General features: G+C 35.5%; 17 protein-coding genes. 10 read left to right on the top strand and 7 right to left on the bottom strand.

Annotation, left to right across the window (positions count from 1 at the left end; genetic code table 11):
* The first annotated feature begins 17 nt into the window (after positions 1 to 17).
* The 6 genes from EG339_RS09165 (at position 18) to EG339_RS09140 (ending at position 8,543) form a co-directional block, all read left to right on the top strand.
* Positions 18 to 3,194, top strand: coding sequence for a peptidoglycan DD-metalloendopeptidase family protein (locus EG339_RS09165; protein ID WP_123869923.1), 3,177 nt, complete (start codon positions 18 to 20; stop codon positions 3,192 to 3,194).
* Positions 3,195 to 3,207: 13 nt separating this feature from the next.
* On the top strand, positions 3,208 to 3,852 hold the full coding sequence (locus tag EG339_RS09160; protein ID WP_123869922.1) for a hypothetical protein: 645 nt from the start codon (positions 3,208 to 3,210) through the stop codon (positions 3,850 to 3,852).
* Positions 3,853 to 3,872: 20 nt separating this feature from the next.
* Complete coding sequence (locus EG339_RS09155; RefSeq protein ID WP_123869921.1) at positions 3,873 to 4,919, top strand: hypothetical protein; 1,047 nt, start codon at positions 3,873 to 3,875, stop codon at positions 4,917 to 4,919.
* A gap of 99 nt (positions 4,920 to 5,018) precedes the next feature.
* On the top strand, positions 5,019 to 5,480 hold the full coding sequence (locus tag EG339_RS09150) for a hypothetical protein (RefSeq protein WP_123869920.1): 462 nt from the start codon (positions 5,019 to 5,021) through the stop codon (positions 5,478 to 5,480).
* Between the two features lie 13 nt (positions 5,481 to 5,493).
* Entirely contained in the window at positions 5,494 to 6,015 is a 522-nt protein-coding gene (locus tag EG339_RS09145; protein WP_123869919.1) for a hypothetical protein, read from the top strand.
* Positions 6,016 to 6,224: 209 nt separating this feature from the next.
* On the top strand, positions 6,225 to 8,543 hold the full coding sequence (locus EG339_RS09140; protein ID WP_123869918.1) for a GAF domain-containing protein: 2,319 nt from the start codon (positions 6,225 to 6,227) through the stop codon (positions 8,541 to 8,543).
* 90 nt (positions 8,544 to 8,633) lie between these two features.
* On the opposite strand, the gene EG339_RS09135 is transcribed toward EG339_RS09140, so the two are convergent.
* On the bottom strand, positions 8,634 to 9,809 hold the full coding sequence (locus tag EG339_RS09135; protein WP_123869917.1) for a Pycsar system effector family protein: 1,176 nt from the start codon (positions 9,807 to 9,809) through the stop codon (positions 8,634 to 8,636).
* Between the two features lie 26 nt (positions 9,810 to 9,835).
* Between EG339_RS09135 and EG339_RS09130 the strand changes: the two genes are divergently transcribed.
* A complete protein-coding gene (locus EG339_RS09130; RefSeq protein WP_123869916.1) occupies positions 9,836 to 13,552 on the top strand; it encodes a metallophosphoesterase in 3,717 nt (1,238 codons plus the stop codon).
* Between the two features lie 123 nt (positions 13,553 to 13,675).
* Entirely contained in the window at positions 13,676 to 14,131 is a 456-nt protein-coding gene (locus EG339_RS09125; protein ID WP_123869915.1) for a hypothetical protein, read from the top strand.
* 52 nt (positions 14,132 to 14,183) lie between these two features.
* On the opposite strand, the gene EG339_RS09120 is transcribed toward EG339_RS09125, so the two are convergent.
* The 5 genes from EG339_RS09120 to ruvX form a co-directional block, all read right to left on the bottom strand.
* Positions 14,184 to 15,062 carry a hypothetical protein gene (locus EG339_RS09120; protein WP_123869914.1) on the bottom strand — a complete coding sequence of 293 codons (879 nt, stop codon included), beginning with the start codon at positions 15,060 to 15,062 and terminating at the stop codon, positions 14,184 to 14,186.
* A 59-nt stretch (positions 15,063 to 15,121) separates the two neighbouring features.
* Positions 15,122 to 15,889, bottom strand: coding sequence for a nucleoside triphosphate pyrophosphohydrolase (mazG, locus tag EG339_RS09115; RefSeq protein WP_123869913.1), 768 nt, complete (start codon positions 15,887 to 15,889; stop codon positions 15,122 to 15,124).
* A gap of 184 nt (positions 15,890 to 16,073) precedes the next feature.
* On the bottom strand, positions 16,074 to 16,631 hold the full coding sequence (locus EG339_RS09110) for a DUF5606 family protein (protein ID WP_066698532.1): 558 nt from the start codon (positions 16,629 to 16,631) through the stop codon (positions 16,074 to 16,076).
* Positions 16,632 to 16,705: 74 nt separating this feature from the next.
* Positions 16,706 to 17,278, bottom strand: a complete 573-nt coding sequence (gene def / locus EG339_RS09105; RefSeq protein ID WP_123869912.1) for a peptide deformylase — start codon at positions 17,276 to 17,278, stop codon at positions 16,706 to 16,708.
* A complete protein-coding gene (ruvX, locus tag EG339_RS09100; RefSeq protein WP_123869911.1) occupies positions 17,275 to 17,691 on the bottom strand; it encodes a Holliday junction resolvase RuvX in 417 nt (138 codons plus the stop codon). The genes def and ruvX overlap by 4 nt, the downstream gene beginning before the upstream one ends.
* A 116-nt stretch (positions 17,692 to 17,807) precedes the next feature.
* On the opposite strand from ruvX, the gene EG339_RS09095 reads away from it, so the two are divergent.
* Complete coding sequence (locus tag EG339_RS09095; protein WP_123869910.1) at positions 17,808 to 18,284, top strand: SixA phosphatase family protein; 477 nt, start codon at positions 17,808 to 17,810, stop codon at positions 18,282 to 18,284.
* On the top strand, positions 18,265 to 19,158 hold the full coding sequence (locus EG339_RS09090; protein ID WP_123869909.1) for an archaemetzincin: 894 nt from the start codon (positions 18,265 to 18,267) through the stop codon (positions 19,156 to 19,158). Before EG339_RS09095 ends, EG339_RS09090 begins: the two co-directional genes overlap by 20 nt.
* 231 nt (positions 19,159 to 19,389) lie before the next feature.
* On the opposite strand, the gene EG339_RS09085 is transcribed toward EG339_RS09090, so the two are convergent.
* Positions 19,390 to 20,934, bottom strand: a complete 1,545-nt coding sequence (locus EG339_RS09085) for a serine hydrolase (protein WP_123869908.1) — start codon at positions 20,932 to 20,934, stop codon at positions 19,390 to 19,392.
* Positions 20,935 to 21,067: the final 133 nt, after the last annotated feature.

The following is a 21,067-nucleotide window of genomic DNA, read 5'->3' as shown; positions in this document are numbered from 1 at the left end:
ACTTAAACTTTTCGGCCATGTCAAAACAAGGAATTTACAAAATATCAGGAAATACAAAACCAAAGATTGGGGAACTGGTTACTTATAAGATTGATGAATGGTATCCTGCTACTCCATTAGAAAAAAGGAACCCTGCACTCATTACCTGGCACCTATTCAAAAAGGTGAACGGAAGATTTGTTCCTACTAATGTCAAAAAAATGGGAGTAAGCAGTTTTACTTTTAATACAAATGCTTACAAAGATACCTTCAGAATTGAAGCTTATCTTCACAATCCTGAAGGAAGAGCACCCATGGCTTTAGAAGTGCAGCCACAGCCAAGTGATATTCCAAGGATCAATAAAGTTGAATTAAAATATATAGATGATACTCCGGGAACAGTTTTCAGTTTCATGGAAAAACTGATTGCGGAAGCCCAATGCACAAATCTTGAGGCCCAATACCTACAATTCAGCCTTTGGGAAGATGATGGCGGCAATTCAGGACATCAAAATAAAAATCTGCTTATAGAAAGCAAAAAAGAAAAAGTAAAAAATGGAACTGCCAGGGCTGAATTCATGCTAACGAAAGCACTCATGAGGAAAGCTATGGAAGGGGAAACCAATCCCCAGCAACTGCAATTTTATGTGACTGTAGAATATTACTCCCATAAAAAGCATGCCACCAATAGTGTCAATGTAAATACTCCTGACGAATTACGTACACCAACCAGCCAACCTCAACCTCAACCTCAACCACAGCAGCCACAATCACAACCACAGCCTGCTCCAGCTCCGGTACAACCTGAGCCCGAACCGCAATCAGCTCACGGTAGTGCCAACAATACACAACCACCAACCCCTGCAGCTCCTGGAGGAGTTTCTCCTTCCACAGTGGATCCGGTAAAAATTGAGGAGCTTCTGGATGCTTACTTTGCCAAAAAAGAATACACTAAAGAGACTGGGGAGGAAGATGGTACGCATACTTATACCTTTGGAGGAAGTAAAAGCGGCAACAAAACAGGAACTGCTGAGGAAAAAAATAAAGTGGCACAGATCATTCTTGGTAAAATAAAAGAAAGCCTAAAGTCACAAAAAAAATATACTACACTCGAAGTTATTGCTTCCGCATTAACAGCTGATGCTTACGGGAAAGATACAACCAATCAAAAAACAGTTACCTTTAAAACTTTCAAACTGGGAGTAGACTTTAAGAAAGTGGATAGCGCTCCACTGGATAGTAAATTGTATCTGGTAGCCAGAACCATGCTTCTGGATGGAAAGCAGGTAACCATTTCCATCAAAGAAAAAGACGGAATCATCAAAGGTACAGCAGATGCTGTTCTTCCTGTTCTGGAAATTACCGAAGAACAAATGGAACAAAAGACACCTGCCGGACAAGCAGTTCCGGGAACTGAAAAAACAGTTTTCACAGGAACCGTAAAAGACAATATGGTTAAAATCCCAATCCACCTCCGTCCAAAATCTGAAGAAGAACTGAAACAGTGGCAGGATAAGATCAGTAAAGGAAAAGAAGACGGAACTTACACCTATACATTCGGAGGTGCTACTAATATAACTAATGATGCACAAAAGGCTTCCACAGCTAAAATCATCCTTGCAAACGCTCAGAAAGGTAATGCTAAAAATCCTAAAATAGAAAATGGAAAAACCTCCAGCGAAGAAGAAATTAAAAAAGTTTTAGTAATAAAAAATTATCAGGCCGGAGACACCATTACCTTTAAACTACTGAAAAAAGTACCGGAATTCCTGTATCTTCACGCCAAAGCACAAGGTACTAAACAACATGATAAAAAATTCCTGAATAAGGAAGGAGCTTATTTCCAGATTGGTAATAAGTGTCCGAGATGTTCTGATAAAATAACTCTTCAACAAATTGAAGATTTGTTTGGTATATTAACTTCTCATAAAGCATTCAGACAGGAAATTGTAGATTATTTAAATAAATATATTTTTGAATCCGGTAAAGATATCCATATTAATACATGTCTAAGAAAAGCACATTTCTTTGCACAAGTAGGTGCCGAAACATTAGGTATAAATCCTGACTGGATGGTAGAAACAGACGCTTTTAGATATTCGCAATCAAGATGTTTAGCCATATTTGGAGATAGAGCAAAGAATTTAAATGCAAGAGGTCTATTAGCAACTTATTGTAATGATAATCCACAAAAAAGATTATTAAATTATATGTATGCAGATGAAAACGGATTTGGAAATGGTAACGGTAATGAAGCAAGTGGTGATGGATATATATATAGAGGACGAGGATTAAAACAATTAACAGGTAGAGGAAATTACAGAAATGCTTCAAAATATATTAAAGATATATTCCCCAGTGAATACATTGACTTAGAAGCTGATCCCGGAAAAGTAAAAGAAGCAAAATATGCAGTATTATCTGCAATTGCTTTTTGGGAAAAGCATGAAATATGGAAAACAGCTGATACTTTAACTGTTTCAAATAATGAAAATATTAAAAAAATTAGAGCATTAGTTAACCCTGGACTTGCAGGTTGGACTGATGCTAAGAAATATTTTGAAAAAGGATTAACTGTATTTAGAGTTAATGAATGTCAGCCAGTAGAATCGGGTGATTCAATATGGCATGATCCAATTGATAATCCACAAAGAACATATTATAATTCTAATGGAGCGCATAAAGAACAAAATGGAGCTTTTGGACCAGTTAGAACATATCCTGATGGTAGGCAAAAAAATCACCAGGGATTAGATATATTTGCGGATATAAATACTCCTTGTAAAGCATGTTTAAAAGGAACAATAGTAAGTTATCAAAATGAAGGTGCAGCCGGCTATGGTAATGTCTTAGTGTTAGAAGTAAACGGAGATGATTTAAGAAATGCTAAAAGAAATTATTCACATGAATTTTCATTGGAAAGAGAAAAAGGAGACGGTTTTGATATAAATGCTGATAAATTCTATCTACGTTATGCTCATTTAAAATCAGCCGTAAAGACCAGTGGAGAAGTTGATGCCGGTGTAGTAATTTGTTATTCCGGTGATACTGGAAATGCAAGTGGCGTTCCAAATCCACATTTACATTTCGAGATTGCAATGAAACCAACAGGTAACGGTACTGGCCTTACAAATCGCTATAATCCAGCATATTTTGTCAGGTTAAAACCTATCAATAAAAGTGAACAAGACGCTGTAAAAAACAAAAGGTCATAAAAAAAATAATCACATGTTAAAACCATTTTATAGGATATTTTTCATTCTAACATTTTTAGTGAGTTGCAAATATAGTAACCAATCAACTCAAGAAAAAGATCCCAAAGCTACATCCGATACTCCGAAAATATTAAAATCAGAAAATATCAATCCTAAAATTTCCTCAGAAATTGATTTTGATATTATAAAACCCTTCAAACATCTTGAAAATGAAAGTAGGTTTGAAAGTGGTGACATTAAATTAATCTCCAAAACAGATAATAGCTTTATGCTGACAAAAAAAGATTTTGCTGTAGATGAGATTGATTTGTCAGAATCAAATTATGAAGGTCCGGGATATAATATATTTTCATTTCAGTCAAAAAAGAATACTCCATTTGAAATTGTTATCATTGAGGCTACAGCAGATATTGGGACAGATTGGTACTATGTAATTGTTTTAAATAATGAAAATCTCGTAGATCAATTTTATATAAAAGAACCAAGAGCAGATTCTGAAAATACAAATATTGGGGATTTTATAAAAATCTCCTTTAAAAACAATACGCTTAACTTAAAATTCAAAAAAGATAAAATTGCAAAGTATTCCAAGAATACAGAAAATTTAAAAAGTGATAATCAATATTTTTATTTGACCAGAAAAATTGAGCTTCACTAAATAGTACACCTTAAATTTACGTGAAAAACCTTTTAATCTTATTTTTGTTGATATGTATTTCCTGTAAAAAAGCTGATTCATTAAACACCACAAATGATAAAGCCGGTATAGTAAATAATTCAAAAGAGAACTTATATACAGAAGTTTCAAATATTAGTAAGCAAAAAGATTACGATCTAAACAAGCAGGTTCAAAAGCTAGATCTACATCACAATTCACTTACTGTAAAAATTAGGTATATTTCTGAAAGAGCTTACATTTCTATTGAAAATAATAAAAAAGAAAATGTTTCTTGGAACCCAGTTCATTTCAATTTTTTTTATGATTCCTCACTTGAGCTTGCAGAAAAGGACATCCATCTTTTGTTGAAAAATAATGATCCTTCTGAAGGATATCTATTATTGCCATCGTTTACAGAGCAGTTTTCTACATATTCTCTTTATCATTTCAGGAAAGATACACTTAATTTTATAGGAACATATGAAGTTTCAGAATTTGTGAAAGGGGCTTTTTCTTTCGATGAAAGCTCTAAAAAAGTCTATATACAGTCCTCTCCTTCTAAAAAATTGAAACTTAATAAAATTGAACAAAATCAAGACGAAAAATTTAACAATATTCAGGAGGATATCAAATTATTAAATGGAAAAATAGAAGAAAAAACATATCCTTCGGATCTAAAAGGAACCTGGGCCGTGATTTGTGAAAACGAATTAACAGAACTTGATATCAATAAAAGCGAAGGCTATTTGTCGTTATATGACTTTAATGCTATTTACATCAACCTAAAGATAGAAAAGGTGTCCAATAAAAATGAGTATCTTCTAAAATATGCAAGTTTAGCTTCTCAGCAAGATTATTATAAAGAAAATTTAAAAATTGTAGATGAAGAAATCTCAAAAGATAAGGTTATTGGAAAACTGATTCTGCAAAAAAATGGAAAAGCAGAACTACAATGGACCGGATTATATAACATGAAAAAGAAAAAACTGGAATTTGTGGGCAATGACTTCCTTCTCATCAAAGAAAATGGTGGCAAAACACCTTTGATCCTTGAGAGATGCAAATAATTACACCCTTTTTTCCAGGAACAGATGTAAAATAAAGAAAGTTAGTTTCCGATAAAAAAATAAATTAAAGAAATCATTACAAGAAATATTCATGATTATATGATAAGAACCTTCAACATTTTATTGCTTGCTATTATAACCATTTCCTATTCCTGCAAGAAAGATAACCATAAGGCAATTGTTCAACCTACAGAAAATATAGCAGTTCCTGTTCAGAATACCCCAATTAAATCTATAGATACTCCGAACGGTTGGGAAGGAGTTTATCATTTCGAAGCTTCAAACAAAGATGAGATCAAAACAAGTTATGACATTACGATCAAATCTCTGAATGATATCTCAATCCAGATTAATGAAGGCGGGGATAAGGAATCCTATTCTCATATAAAGGCTGAAGTTCTCAATGATGACAAGATAAAACTGGTTTTCAACCCTTCGTTAGAAGATGAAATGGGTATTATTTACATCGAAAAATCAGATAATACCTATTTAATTTCCGGTTATCCGATCTATTTTATTAACCCGGGAAATAATGAAATGCCCCTGATAAAAGAAAAATAAATATTTACGGCTTATGATAAAAAATGTACCGGCTGTATTCGTTATATCAACGAAGACAATTCTAGCATCCCTTTTCCTGTTTTCTACATTATCTTCATGTAAAAAGAAAACCCTGGAACAAAAAATAGAAAACCTTCCACCTATACAAGCCACAACCAAGGTAGCTCCAGCCAAAGAAGCCATAGCGGATATGGGAAATAGTTCCTTTACTCTAAGCTGTGGTTCAGGATGTGCAGTTACCTACAATGCTGAAGATATTTCCCAGGATAAAACAACCGTAAAGGTAAAGTTCAGGGTAGACAGCTATGTGAATGATGAACCGGCAGAAACCCAATATGAAACTTATCTGTTTTACTATAGCAATACCGGGGAAATTGATAAAATAATTAATGAAGAAACCCAAAAAAACATTTTGGATGAATATGTCCTCAATGTACAGGAATCATTCAAAGACTTTGCTGCTTCGCTCATTAAAAATAAGAAAATTAAAATCCCTGTATTAAAAGAGCAGGACAATATTGTTAAAACAAAATAGAAAAGACCGGTTTTACATTTCAATCATGCAGAAATAATCTCTCACTGCAAATATTTTTAAAAATTAAAACAAAACCATGCAATATGCTATTCTTTTTGATTATCTGTTCAAAAAAATAAAACAAAGCAGTTCTAAAAAATCATTTTCATAAATCTGAAACACAATTGAAAATATTCTTTTTTTCATAACTTTACTTTAAATTTCAGTAGTTGGCTAATCTTTACAAAAAAGACTCTCCCTTTCAGGTTTATATATCATTCAAGAAATATTTGGATGTATTGGAGCATATCCGATATAATGACCGCTTGGAATACAGGGCTAACTACGCTGAGTCCCTGATTGAGAGAACACGGAATTTTAAAGAACTGAAAGACGGTTTTCAGGATATAAGCATTCTGGAAAAAAATGAAGATCTTATCAGGTCATTACTCGCTGATCTTTTTCCTACAGGCCTTACCCGAAATGAAATAAAGGCTGCAAGTATTCCCCTTTCTAATATCACTTTCAATTATACCGAAAGGTTTAAAGATATCCTTAAAGATGCAGGAAAAGATTTTGAAATTGAGCTGAGAAACATCAGTGACGATGAATTTTATGTGTTTTGCTGCTGCCTGATTCTTCAGAGCTATTTTAAAAAAGATATCAAAAGTACCATCCCATTTTATTATGATATCCCCAATAAACAGGGAATCATGAAACATTATAAGATAACGGTAAATTCAGATTTTACAGAGATTTATCCAACTGAAGGTGCAAAAATCCCTTCTGATGATATTCTGGATATGCTGTTGGAAAATCTGGATGATTTTAAGCTTTGGAAAAAATATTTCCCTTCACAATCCTGGATACTGAAAGGTTTTACAATTATCTCTCTTGTAGACTGTACTTCCGAGGTGGCATTATCTGATCTGAAGTCAAGCATGATAGAAATTGATCCGGAAGATTTAAACCCCAATGAAAATCTGACTGAGATCTTCAAATCTTACTTTGATGTAGCCGAACTCAACTTCGGGCTGATGACTTTCAACAAGAAAGAACAAAAATTGGAGAAGCTTCCTATTTATGAAAGTGTATTAACCAATCATATCCTTGATTTCTGGATCAATGCTTTTGATGAAGAAGCCAGAATAAACACCTTCAATAACTTAAGCCATAATTCAAAGCCCATTGTGGTTTCCAATGTAAATAACCTGGATGAAAGTGTAAGACAGCTGCCATCATTTAATATTTTAAAGGATAATAATGTTAACAGTTTCATGGTAATTCCTATCATGAAAGATAATGACCTGCTCGCCATCATGGAATTCACTTCTCCCATTGCCGGTAGTTTTAACGGGTTAAAGCTCAAAAAAATGGAGTTTTTCTCAGACATGATTCTTTTCTCTCTGAGCAGGTTCTATTTTGAAAAAAATTATCAGATAGAAGCTATTATCCAGCGGGAATACACTTCAATCCATGATAGTGTGGTATGGAAATTCAGGAATGAGGCCGAAAAATATTTTACGGCTTCACTTGGCAAAAAAATATATACTTTAAAGCAAATTTCCTTTAAAAACCTAACTCCGTTATTTGGTGTATCTGATATTCGCTCTTCCTCTGAAAAGCGTTTTAATTTGATGCTTCAGGACCTCAACCAACAAATTGAATGGCTCATTGATATTCTGGCCCTAACGAATTCTGACTCGGAAAAATTCGCATTGGCTCTTGATGTGTTTGAGAATGAACTGAACAATGAGATTAAAGCAGATACGGAACAACGTTTTCAAAGATTACTGAGAGAAGAAATCCATCCTTTTTTACAGGCCAGGCTGGAAATGAAATCTTCCCGGGAAGTAAAAACAAAAATCAAGGATTATTTTTCACAGGTACTTTCCCAAACCGATCTGTTTTATAATCACAGAAAAAAACTGGATGATTCTATAACACTGCTCAACAGAAAACTGGCAGATATGCTGGATGAAAACCAGATCAAAGCCCAGCAGATTTTTCCGCATTACTATGAAAGATTCAAGTCTGATGGTGTAGAGCATAATCTATATATTGGTCATAACATTGCGCCGGAACTGCACTATACATCGAAAGTTGTACATAAATTAAGATACTGGCAGCTGAAAACCATCTGCAGAATGGAGCTTGAATTTCAGTCTTTTAAAAAAGACCTTCCTATTCCATTAGACATTGCTTCTCTGATCTTTGTTTATAATGAAAAAATAGACATCCGCTTCAGAATGGATGAAAAGCGTTTTGATGTAGATGGAGCCTATAATTCTTACTACGAGATCATTAAAAAACGTCTGGATAAAGCTCACGTAAAAGATTCTCCGGAACGTATTACTGCTCCGGGAAAAATTACCATTGTCTATTTTGGTATGGAGAACCAGAAAGAATACCTGGAATATGTCACCAAACTCCAGAAGAAAGGCATTCTGGAACATGATGTTGAATTTCTAAAGGTAGAAGACCTTCAGGGAATTACAGGATTATTGGCATTGAGAGTTTCAATAAGCCAGGAGAGTACTGTAAAATAAGACCTGTTTTTACTTACCCCAAATATTCCTTATAAAAAAAAATTTCAGCCAATATAAACTGACTGAAACTCATTATATATTTTGTTTTAATTAAAGAGTAAAGAAAGCAAATCCAAAAGACAGGACGGAAATAATAATTCCGGCCATGAAAATTTTATAGGTTATAGATAAAAGTTTATACTTTCTGTCTAGAACTTTACCTAAAAAATAAAGATCTTTCACCATAGAATCATAAATATAATCCCTGTCTTTAATCAAATCTCTCATCGCATTCTGATAGTCATCAAACAGCATTTGCTGAAAGTTTCCGAAGAACAGCAGGTTCACTTTTCTATTGACAATATCCTGTGATGTAAATGTAGTTTTGGTTACATTAGGTTTCGTAGATAATATCGCAAATACAATAGTCAATACACTTGAAAGCAATAATATGAAGCTCGGAAGAATAAGATGTGAATTTTTAGGGGCATCCAGCTTCGGAACCAAAACAGAAAGGCAGACTGAAATGATAACAGCATTTACAGATAATAGAATATTAGCTTTACTGTCTGCAATATCACTCAGCCTTGTGTGATTGTTAAGTGTTACCCTGAATAAGGTATCCACACTTCTGTCTGATTTTTCCTTATCTTTTTTACTTTCAGATTTAGAATCCGTATGGTCTTTCTTTTCTTCTTCTTTTCCCAGCTTCTTTTCGATCTTTTTGATATTTTTCTTTTTCAAAGGTTCCCAGTTCTCTTTAGCATAATCAGTATAAAAGGTATGCTTGTTTTTGAGCATGTCCAGATTTCCGGCATTCCATTCCTCATTAGAGAAACACCTTACATTGGTAAGCTCCCACTCTTTTCTTAAGGCATCTGAGATATCACTGTAATCATGTCCTGCAAAATGACTGAAATCTGCGTCTTTTACAATTTTCTCCAGTAAGTTTTGAGGAACATAGGCAATTTTAGTTGCCAGGATCAGTTTTTCCACATCAGCAATATAGTTGTCCGGATAATTTTCCTGATGAAGGAAGTTTTTCATAATTTCAACCCCTCTTTCTTCATGATTCATGGCACATTCTATATATCCCGTATCATGAAACCATAAGGCCACAAGTACTTTTTCCTGATCTTCTTCAGAAACAGGGGTATATTTCATAATCTCCTCGGCCTTATTTACCGTATAGGCAGTATGAATAAAATTATGATAAAAATATACTGAAGATAGCTTATCTTTGAATAAGATTTCAACATAATTTTTAGCTTTGTCTAGAATGCTCATTCCTGAATTTTTGTTAATGTAAATTTATGAATTTATCCTTTAAAACTCATCTAAAAAATACTTCTATTGTTCTGAGAACAGTAATGTCCGCCGGAGTAATGTATTCCTGCGCAACATATAACGTACAAAAAGGCAAAAACTTATTTGAAGTAAAAGATTCCGAGATAAAATCTGAAAATGATTTTAAGCTTTTCCTCATTGGAGATGCCGGAAATGCAAATGAACCTCAGGCAAAGGAAACTCTGAATTTACTAAAAGGCAAACTGGATTCTGCAGACAGCAACTCTATGCTCATCTTCCTTGGAGATAATATTTATCCCAACGGAATGCCTAAAGAATCTGATAAAGGCTATGCTTTAGCCAAACAAAAACTGGAAGATCAGCTGGCAATCACTAAAAACTTTAAAGGAAAGACCCTTGTAATTCCAGGAAATCATGACTGGTACAGTGGTTTGAGTGGGTTAAATGCCCAGGAATCATTAGTAAAAAAATACTTTGATGATAAGAAGGCATTCCTGCCTAAAAACGGATGCCCCATTGATGATATAAGCATCACGAAAGACATTAAGCTCATCGCTATTGATACGGAATGGGTAATTACCAACTGGGACAACTATCCCGGAATCAATAAAAACTGCAACATCAAAACCCGTGAAGATTTTTACACAGAATTTAAAGATCTTATTATTAAAAATCAGGGTAAAAAAATCATTGTTGCGCTGCATCATCCGGTTATCAGCAGCGGAACCCATGCAGGATTTCATTCAGCGAAGTCACACCTTTTCCCTCTGAAAAGTAAAATACCCGTACCGGGAGTGGCCAGCCTTATCAATATTCTTAGGAGTTCTTCAGGAATCAGCCCGGCAGACATTAACAATCAGCACTATGGAGAACTTGCCAACAGGCTGAAAAGTATTGTGCAGGATAAAGATAATGTTATCTTCGTTTCCGGACATGACCACAATTTACAGTATCATGAAGAGGGAAATATGAGACAGATCATCAGCGGTGCAGGATCTAAAACGGATCCGTCTACCATTGCTGAAAAAACAGATTTTTCCTACGGAGGAAGTGGTTTTGCAGTTCTTAATATCAGAAAAGACCAGAGTACTGATGTAGAGTTCTTCTCTACGAAAGATGCAAAGCTTCAGAAACTGTCACAGATCTCTGTGATATCCAAGCCTGATGAATTTGTGAACAACTTCCCAAATACATTTCCGGCTACAGTATCTTCCAGTATCTATCCTGTTCAGCTTACCCAAAAAGGAGGCTTTTACCGATGGCTTTGGGGAGATCACTACAGAAAATATTATGGAATTCCTATTGAAGCGCCTACAGCCAATCTTTCTGAATTGAATGGCGGCTATATCCCTTTCAGAGAAGGAGGAGGAAACCAGTCTAACAGTTTAAGACTAAAAGCTAATGACGGGCAGGAATTCGTAATGCGTGGAGTGAAAAAAAGTGCTGTACGCTTCCTTAATAATATGGCTTTCCAAAGAAGCACTTTGGCAGAGGAATTAACCAATACTTTCCCGGAAAAATTCCTTTTGGATTTTTATACTACCAACCATCCGTTTACTCCGTTTACTATTGGAAATATGTCAGAAAAACTGGATATTTTCCATAGCAATCCGAAACTGTATTATATTCCTAAGCAGCAGACTTTAGGGAAATATAATCAGGATTATGGTGATGAAATGTATATGATTGAAGAGCGCTATTCTTCAGATCCTAAAACATTGGCTTATCTGGATAATGCAAAAGATATTCTCTCTACTGACGATGTCCTGAAAAACCTCACCAAAAGCAATAAATATTCCGTAGACCGAGAATCTTACATCAGGGCAAGATTATTTGATATGCTGATTGGTGATTGGGACAGGCATTCAGATCAGTGGAAATGGGCAGAATATGAAAAAGAAAATAAAATCATCTATAAACCCATTCCAAAAGACAGAGACCAGGCTTTCAGTAAATATGACGGAGCTGCATTCAGACTTATCATGAATGTTCCTGCCATCCGGCACATGAAAACTTTTACAGAAGATATCAGCAGTGTAAAATGGCTGGCCATGGAGCCTTACCCAATGGATCTTGTCTTTTTAAAAGCCTCAACCCCGGAAGAATGGGAAACCCAGGCAAAATATATTCAGGAACATTTAACAGATTCGGATATTGATGATGCCTTCCATAACCTTCCTAAAGAAGTTCAGGACAGCACTGTAACAGATATTCAGAGAAAACTGAAAATCAGAAAAACTAAATTACAGAAATATGCTTCCGATTATTATAATGTTCTGCAGGAAAAAGTTCCTTTAGCCGGAACTGTGGAGCCTGATAAATTTGTGATTACCAAAAACGGACATTCTGTTCTTGTACAGCAATATAAATTAGGTAAAAACAAAGATAAGAACGAACTTGTTTTTGAAAAAACGTACCATGATTCCAAAACAAAAGAGCTTTGGATTTATGGACTGGAAGATGATGATGTGTATGAAGTAGCAGGAAACGGGCGCCCTAAAATGAACATCAGACTGATTGGCGGCAATAATCATGATGTCTATAATGTATCAGATGGAAGAAAAGTAAAAATTTACGATTTCGCCTCTCAGAAAAACACCTACAATGCAGGAAATGCTACCAAAAATATTTCAGATGATTATGAAGTCAATACTTACAATTACAAGCATCCGAAATACAATGCTTTAGCAGGATATCCCAATTTGGATTATAACCCTGATGATGGTGTTATTGTTGGTGTTTTAGCCAATTATACAGTAAATAACTTCATCCGTGATCCTTTTACTCAGAAACACAGCTTAAAGGCTAATTTTTATACTGCTACTGCCGGATTTAGCCTTATCTACAAAGGTATTTTCAAGAAAGCAATTTCAGGATGGGATTTTAATATTGATGCGGCTTATACCACCCCAAGATTTTCTCAGAACTTCTTCGGACTGTCCAATGAAAGTCCGTATGATGAGGAAGCCACGGAAAGAGAATACAACAGGGCAAGAATTTCAAAATTCAATGTTGCCCCTTCTATCTCTAAGAAAGGCTGGATGAATTTCAACCATCAGCTGCAGCTTACCTTCGAAGATAATAAAGTACAGAGAAAAGACGGACGCTTCATCAATACTTCCCCGGATGTAAGACCGGAAGTTTTTAACAGCCAGCAATTCTTGGGAGCCAATTATACGTTCAGCTATAAAAATGCAGATAACCCTGCCTTCCCAACCCTGGGAATGGAACTGATGCTGAATGCCGACTGGAAAGCGACTTTTTCTAATTTCAACAGAAATTTCCTGACAGTAAAAGGAAGATTTGCGATTGATCACAGAATTGATAAAAAAGGAGTTTTCGTATTTGCCAATGCCAGCAATGCCATGTGGATCAACAATAATAATTTTGAATTCTATCAGGCGGCTGCTATTGGAGGGAACAATGGGATGAGAGCGTTCAGGAATGAAAGATTCTCAGGAAGATCTTATTTTACCAACAATTCTGAGATCCGCTGGGATTTTGGAAGAATCAGGAACAATATTATTCCTGCCAATCTGGGTATCCTTGTTGGTTATGACATCGGCCGTGTATGGAATGATGGTGAATACTCCAGAAAATGGCATCAATCTGTAGGTGCCGGGATTTGGTTAAGTGTGGTGGAAATGATGTCTGCCAGACTGAATTATTTCTATGGTGCAGATGGTGGACGAATCTCTGCAGGAGTCGGAATGAAATTTTAAATAAAATATTTCCCAATAAAACTCAGGAGTTTCCTGGGTTTTTATTTTTTAACGAGCATAATAGTTTTATATCCAATACGTTTTTATATTTTAGCTATGTTAACAATTGTAAAAAAGCACACCATGAAAATACTCATTGCTTCCATTAATATCATTTTAATTTTATCAAGTATTCATTGCCAGAACCAAAGCAAAAATGTAAGTATTGAAAAAAACGTCAATGTAAACGCACAGCAGGCAAAAATTGAAAAAATAGAATTAACAGAGCAAACCAGAGGCTTCCATACAATAATTACCCTTACTCCAAAATCTAAGATAACTTCTCTTAACGGGGAAGAAACAAATAAGCCAATGTCTTCTTCTGACTGGGAACGTATCTCAAAGCAGGCTGCATCTATTGATTTATCTAAAATATCAACACTTGAAGCTCCTACTACAGGAAGGCATTCCGATCAGGCTATGATCGCCAACCTTATCATCACAAGTAATGGCACCACATACACATCTGCAAGTTTTGATTCCGGTAATCCGCCCAAAGAGCTGAAGCCGCTGTATGATGAATTTCAAAGGAAAAAATAATAAAAAAGCCATGGAGTTTTCCATGGCTTTTTTAGTTTATATCTTGCTGAAATTATAGCTTAAGGGAGAATTGATATACATTTCCACCTTCATCTTTTCCTTTTTCGTCTGCAATCATTAAAGTCTGATCATTAAGGAAAACAACTGCTTCTTTCTGTGAATTGTGGTTTAAAGGAATCTTGTTGATCTTGGCTGCACTGAAATCATCAGCTGTAAACCCTGTAAGGACATGAGCATTTTTATGCGTTAGCAATACAATTTTATCTTTTGTGCTGTTAATGGTTGCTGAAGTAATAGCGGCATCATTATATCCGCCTTGCAGCTTCAGTTTACCAATCAGTTTAGCTTCAAAGTTACCTTCTTTATTAGGGACTTTAAATACCAGGAAAGTACCGTCAAATCCTTTGCTTCTGTTTTTAGTGAAAAGGTAGAAGTTTCCGTCCATCTCTACAAATCCCTCACAGTCATACAAGAGGTTAGATTTTTTGGGAGGAAACTCTGTCTGCCCCTCATAATGGAACCTGGTTGTTTGAACTACTTTTGTTGTCGTTTGGGTAATATCTTTCAGGTCAGTTTTTAAAATAGCCAGATCCTGGCGGTTATTATCATTATTCCCGAAATCTCCGATATAAATATTTCCCTGAGTATCTGATATAATATCTTCCCAATCCGTATTTTCAGCATTTTCAACGGGAATTTTGGCCATCATCTGCCCACTTTCATTAAGACCATATACTGCATTTTTATTTCCCCGGTCTTCAATAACCCAGATTGTTTTTTTATCTTTTGATAAAGTAATCCCGGAAACTTCCTTTAATTTTTTAGGCAAGGAAAACTGTGGTTTCAGTTCATCTCCCTGAGCAGGTGAATTCTGAGCTTTAGGATTACAACTTAATAAAAACATTGCGGGAAGGATAAGAAAGCGTAGCATATTTATTTTTATTTTTTTCACTGAATATAGGTAGTAGCATTAATTGTTCCAATTCTGTATTAGGATAACTGTTTGGCCTTTTCCCAGAGAACATCCATTTCTTCAAGAGACATATCTGTAAGCTTTAGATCCTGTTCTTCTGCAAGACCTTCCATCTTCTGAAACCGTGAAATAAACTTCAGGTTGGTTCTCTCCAGGGCAGAGTCCGGATTAATTCCTGAAATTCTTGCATAATTGATTAATGAGAAAAATACATCTCCAAGCTCCTGTTCTTTTTTATCCAGATCAGTTTCTGCATGGAATTCCTGAATTTCTTCATCTACCTTTTTCCAGGCATCTTCTGCATCATGAAACTCAAAACCGATGCCTTTTACCTTGTCCTGAATTCTATAAGCTTTTACAAGGCTTGGAAGGCTTTTCGGAACCCCGCCTAAAATAGATTTGTTTCCTTCTTTCAGTTTTAGTTTTTCCCAGTTTTGTTTTACTTCTTCCTCGTCTTTCACTTCAGTATCTCCATAGATATGAGGGTGGCGGAAAATCAGTTTTTCATTAAGAGAATTGATGACATCTGCAATATCGAAACTTCCTTTTTCGGAGCCTATTTTAGAATAAAAAACAAGATGAAGCAATACATCGCCCAATTCTTTTTTTATCTCCTGCAAATCCTCCTGCAAAATGGCATCAGAAAGCTCATACGTTTCTTCAAGGGTAAGATGGCGGAGAGACTGTAAAGTCTGCTTCTGGTCCCATGGACATTTCTCACGCAGATCATCCATAATATCCAGTAATCTCCCGAAAGCTTCTAATTTTTCCTGTTTTGTATTCATAAGTAATTGGAAATTCAATATTATACAAATGTAAGGGTTATTCGGGCACTATTACAAACGTTGAGAGTGAAAGTTACGGAGTGCAGGGTTAATATCTAACCTATTCTGTTATCTGCTTCCCGAAATACAAAAAGCCTTGCCAGAAAATTCCTGGCAAGGCTTTATATTTTAATTCAGTTCTGAATTATCCTTGTTTTCTGTGTGTACTTTTAGGAGCTGATTTTGCTGCTGAAGTAGCTTTTACTTTTGGTGCCGCCGGCTTTTCTGCTTTTGGAGCTGCTTTTTTAGCATCAACATCTAAGCTAACTTCTCCTGCTGGTTCTCCATCTAAAGTTTCTGGCTCAGCCTTTACGAAGCTTTCCGGAGTGATATATCCAGCTTTCTGAAGAGTGTTGTACCACTGTGCCAATTTCTTGATATCAGAAGAATATACTCTTTCAGTATCATAGTTAGGAAGAGAAGCTAACATAAAATCTTTCAGATCTGCATCTGAAGATTTGTGAGAGATTGTCTCTTTGTAATCGTTGTTTTTTGCAATATTTTCAAAAACTTCGAACAAAGGTACTTCTTTATCAAATGTAAACATTGCGATATTATCTAATAAGCTTACCTGGCTTGAGTTTCCAATGCTTACTTTTTTCTTAGTGGTAACATCTTCAATGATGAATCCGTTTCTTAATTGAGAAACTAGTTTGTAAAGTCCTGGTTTTCCAGAAATTGAAATTATTTTTTCTAACAGCATAATTTTATTTTTTGTAAATTCTGCAATCAGCGTTAAGCTTTTTGCTTTTTATTATTTCTTTTAATCCTTATTTATTATTTGGGAAATCTCATTTTGTAACCGATGCTTACGTCCCCCTGAGAGATTTTTGACAGTTTTCCTTTTACCAGCTTTTTCTTCAAAGCGCTTAGGTGATCGGTAAACAGTATCCCTTCAATGTGGTCATATTCATGCTGAATTACGCGGGCTCTAATATCGGAAAAAGTTTCTGTATGTTTCACAAAATTTTCGTCATAATATTCAATAACGATGGTGTCCTTTCTTTTCACATCTTCTCTTACATCCGGAATGGAAAGACAGCCTTCATTGAACTTCCATTCTTCTCCAGATTCTTCAAGAATTCTGGCATTGATGAACACTTTTTTGAATTCTGCCAATTCATCTTTAATATCTTCATAATCCTCATCTTCCGCAAGAGGAGTTACGTCTATTACAAACAGGCGGATATCCAAACCGATCTGAGGCGCTGCAAGACCAATTCCGTTTGCGCTGTACATCGTTTCGAACATATTATCTATCAGTTCCTGTAATCCGGGGTAATCTTTTTCTATATCTTTTCCTACTTTTCTCAAAACAGGATCCCCAAAAGCTCTTATCGGTAGTATCATCTTAATCTTTGTTCTAAAAAATTCTGCAATATGATGGTTGCACTTACTTTATCTATCAATCCTTTTTCCTGTCTTTTCTTCTTGTTTTTTCCGCTTTGGGAAATAAAGAATGAAGCCATTTTGGAGGTAAACCTTTCATCAAAACGATGGACTCCAATATCCGAAAATTCTTTTTTAAATTCTTCAATGAATTTTAAAATATCGGTTTCCACCTCTGAAATATTTCCTTTCAAATCTATGGGAAGCCCAATCACTACTTCATCTACCTTATTTTCACTGAAATATTTTTTCAAAAATTCCATTAAAATACGGTTCTCAACAGTTTCCAGCCCACTGGCTATAATCTGCATATCATCCGTTACAGCGATGCCACAACGGGCTTTTCCGTAGTCTATTGCAAGGATTTGTCCCATAAGTCTGCAAATTTAGTAAAATTTACTGATTTTATTCATTACGCAGTTTTTTTCTATAAATCATGTTTTATTCCATATTTTTTTTTATAATTTTAATCTTCCAAAAAACAGACTATATGAAGAGACTCATCCTCGTAAGACATGCGAAAAGCGACTGGCCGGAAGAAACGGAGGATTTTGACAGACCTTTGGCAGACAAAGGACTGGAGGATGCTATGAACATGTCCAGATTTCTTAAAAACAATAATATTTCTATCGATTATTTTGTTTCCAGCCCGGCAGTACGAGCCCTGAATACATGTAAAATTTTTAATCAGGCCTATCAGCTGGATTGTACTACGAATGAAAAACTATACAATCCTTCGGAAAGAAATTTTGAATCTGTAATTTATGACCTTGATGACAATCTGAGTTCGGTTGCCCTTTTCTCCCATAACAATGGAATTTCCAATTTTGCCAATTCTATTTCGGAAGATATTTTTCATTTTCCAACATGTGGTGTAGCCGGCTTTGAAGTTGATTGTGATTCATGGTCAGAATTTGACGGGGCTAAGAAGAAACTTCTGTTCTTTTATGAGCCGGGGAAGATATAATTGTATCCCCAGCCTTCTCCACGCCCTAATCTTTCTCTTCTTTTTTTCATGTCAGAAAAAGGAGAAAACTTATTTTGAAACAATAGCTATCAATGATATAAAATTATCTGCCACTCCAAAACAAGGAAGCTGGAGGTATAATCATGATGAAAAATTTCAGCAGTTTGAAGATTTTCAAAAATCCAAAAAGATAAAACCAGAACCGGGAAAGAATATTATTTATCTGCAACCCATCGGAGATTTTGATTCTCTTCAGCAAAAAGAGATTGAACTCACAAAAGACTACTTAAAAATATATTTCCAACTGGAAACGAAGATATTACCTGTACTATCTAACAGTATTTTCCCTAAAAAAGTAAAAAGAATATTCAAGGATGGGCAGGAACAGATCCTGGCGAGTTATGTATTAGATAGCTTTTTAACGAAAAGAAAGCCAAAAGATGCAGCAATACTTATGGGTATCACAGAAAGAGATCTTTATCCAATACCTGAATGGAACTATGTTTTCGGATTAGCATCTTATGAAAACGGAGTTGGGGTAACCTCAATATACAGGTTTGCGAACGGATATTTAACAGGTTCTAACTTTAATGAAAGTATGCTAAGGCTTATGAAGATCAGTTCCCACGAGATCGGACATATGTTTGGAATCAGCCATTGCCTGAATGCCAATTGTGTAATGAACGGAACCAATACTCTTTCTGAAACTGATTTTCATTATGCAAGAGCCTGCTCGCTCTGCCAGAGAAAACTCAACTCCAGCATTTCTTATAACAGCAAAAAGAGATTGCTTGAATTAAAAGGGTTCTTTAAAAAGTATCATCTCAATTCAGAGTTTGCCCGTACTCAACAGGACCTCAACCTGCTTCAATAAGCTTCTTTTATTTTACGAACCTCATATTCCCCTCTTCTAAGTTGATATTTTTTTTGACGGGGTAGTTAACAGCTCACGCAGATTTCGCAAATCACGCAGATCTTACCTTTTCACATATAATCATTATTATGAGTATTTTGAAAATTTGCGTTATCTCCTAAATCTGCGTGAATAAATAAAAAAAGAACGGATCAGAGTCCGTTCTTTCTATATGTATCATAATGTTGTTTTTTATTTTCTCTTCAGATCCAGATCATCAAAATCAAAGCTGAAATCTGTAACATCTGAAATTGCTTTTAATTTGGCAGAATGCGCTTTTCCGTTTTCATCATAATCAAATATGATATATGCATCAGCATCATAGCTTCTGTCATCCCATTTAATGATGAATGAGTTATTGGAATAAGGAAGCAGCTCTCCTTTTAATCTTGGCGAATTTTTGCATGAAATTCTGTAAGTATTTCCCTGCTGAACGATTTCTACATCACCAAACCAGACATCGTTATAAGTTCCTGTAAACTGCTCTGCTTTTGGCTGAAGGGCTTTTTCCTTTTTAAAGGCTTCTGATTTTGCAAAGGCTTCTTTCTTTTGTTTATCGAAATCTGCATTTACTTTTGCCATTCTGTCCCCATATGTTTTCAGCCAGTTTCTGTCAGCCACTCCCAGATAAGAATCTTTCACGGTATTGGTAATGGTATTGAATGCTGCTCCGGATTGTTGGTTTGTTAATACCACAATTCCTAATTTCAGATCAGGAATTAAAGTGAACTGCGTTACTGTTCCAATCAGTCCTCCTGTATGCTGTACTTGTTTATGACCTTTTACATCGCTTAGAAACCAGCCTAAACCATAGCCGTAGAAGTTTGTATCATAAGGATTCTTAGCCGCTACTTTATCCGGAATCTGTAAGCTCCAAAGTTGCTGAACATTTTTATCGGAAACTAATTTCTTACCGTCTTTAGTGGTAAAATTGTTTAATAAACATTCTGCCCAGGTGGTCATGTCTTTAATATTACTCATAATTCCTCCGGCGGCGTTTGCCGTTTCATTCCAATCATGGGGAACGGCAACAGCTTTTCCATCTACAGGAGCGTGTGCATCAATTTTATTGGCTACAGCCTTCGCTCTGTTATAGCTTCCAAAACTGGAAGTCATCCCAACCGGCTTCATAATTCTCTGTTCTATAAATTCGGCCCAGCTTAACCCGGAAATTCTGTGGATCACTTCACCTGCAACGATGAACATGATATTATTGTAATCTAAGGTGGTTCTGAAAGGATTTTCCGGTTTCAGATATCTTACATTGTGAACAATATCATTAACCGTTAAGCTTCCTCCTTCCGGAAAAAACATCAGGTCTCCCTGTCCTAATCCTAATCCTGCTCTGTGTGTAATCAGATCTTTGATGGTTACATTTTGAGAAACATACGGATCATACATCTGAAATTCAGGGATGTATTTTGAAACTTTATCATCCCAGTTCAGTTTTCCTTCATCTGCAAGAATTGCCAGCGCCACACAAGTGAAACCTTTAGAGTTGGAGGCAATTCCTACCAGGGTATTATCATCCATAGGTTGTTTAGTAGTAAGAGAACGTACTCCAAATCCTTTGGAATAGGTCACTTTTCCATCTTTTACAATTCCTACGGACATTCCCGGAACGTCAAAAGTTTTCAGGGTATTTTGGATCAGATCATCCAGTTTTTTTTCTTCAACCTGCGCGTTCGCCAATCCTACGGTTAAAAGAAAAACAAAAAGAGAAAATTTCTGCTTCATTATTTTTTAATTTTCCCAAATTTAGTAAATAACCTTCGTCCGGGGTAAGAAAATTGTGATTTATATAGCTGGATGCCGGAAGCACTATTAGACATTTAATAAAAGGAAATCATTAAACTCCATTAATACTCCA

The sequence above is a fragment of the Chryseobacterium bernardetii genome, from assembly GCF_003815975.1.
Lineage (GTDB): Bacteria > Bacteroidota > Bacteroidia > Flavobacteriales > Weeksellaceae > Chryseobacterium > Chryseobacterium bernardetii.
The sequence above is the reverse complement of the archived record's forward strand: the minus strand, read 5'-3'. Positions and strand labels throughout refer to the sequence as shown.

What these genes read in the sequence shown, in the direction of transcription:
- EG339_RS09110 (WP_066698532.1), bottom strand. Translation starts at nt 16,631, where the DNA reads ATGCTGTTAGAAAAAATAATTTCAATTTCTGGAAAACCAGGACTTTAC.
- EG339_RS09135 (WP_123869917.1), bottom strand. Translation starts at nt 9,809, where the DNA reads ATGAGCATTCTAGACAAAGCTAAAAATTATGTTGAAATCTTATTCAAA.
- EG339_RS09085 (WP_123869908.1), bottom strand. Translation starts at nt 20,934, where the DNA reads ATGAAGCAGAAATTTTCTCTTTTTGTTTTTCTTTTAACCGTAGGATTG.
- def (WP_123869912.1), bottom strand. Translation starts at nt 17,278, where the DNA reads ATGATACTACCGATAAGAGCTTTTGGGGATCCTGTTTTGAGAAAAGTA.
- ruvX (WP_123869911.1), bottom strand. Translation starts at nt 17,691, where the DNA reads ATGGGACAAATCCTTGCAATAGACTACGGAAAAGCCCGTTGTGGCATC.
- EG339_RS09090 (WP_123869909.1), top strand. Translation starts at nt 18,265, where the DNA reads ATGAGCCGGGGAAGATATAATTGTATCCCCAGCCTTCTCCACGCCCTA.
- EG339_RS09160 (WP_123869922.1), top strand. Translation starts at nt 3,208, where the DNA reads ATGTTAAAACCATTTTATAGGATATTTTTCATTCTAACATTTTTAGTG.
- EG339_RS09120 (WP_123869914.1), bottom strand. Translation starts at nt 15,062, where the DNA reads ATGCTACGCTTTCTTATCCTTCCCGCAATGTTTTTATTAAGTTGTAAT.
- EG339_RS09130 (WP_123869916.1), top strand. Translation starts at nt 9,836, where the DNA reads ATGAATTTATCCTTTAAAACTCATCTAAAAAATACTTCTATTGTTCTG.
- EG339_RS09145 (WP_123869919.1), top strand. Translation starts at nt 5,494, where the DNA reads ATGATAAAAAATGTACCGGCTGTATTCGTTATATCAACGAAGACAATT.
- EG339_RS09125 (WP_123869915.1), top strand. Translation starts at nt 13,676, where the DNA reads ATGAAAATACTCATTGCTTCCATTAATATCATTTTAATTTTATCAAGT.
- EG339_RS09150 (WP_123869920.1), top strand. Translation starts at nt 5,019, where the DNA reads ATGATAAGAACCTTCAACATTTTATTGCTTGCTATTATAACCATTTCC.
- EG339_RS09095 (WP_123869910.1), top strand. Translation starts at nt 17,808, where the DNA reads ATGAAGAGACTCATCCTCGTAAGACATGCGAAAAGCGACTGGCCGGAA.
- mazG (WP_123869913.1), bottom strand. Translation starts at nt 15,889, where the DNA reads ATGAATACAAAACAGGAAAAATTAGAAGCTTTCGGGAGATTACTGGAT.
- EG339_RS09165 (WP_123869923.1), top strand. Translation starts at nt 18, where the DNA reads ATGTCAAAACAAGGAATTTACAAAATATCAGGAAATACAAAACCAAAG.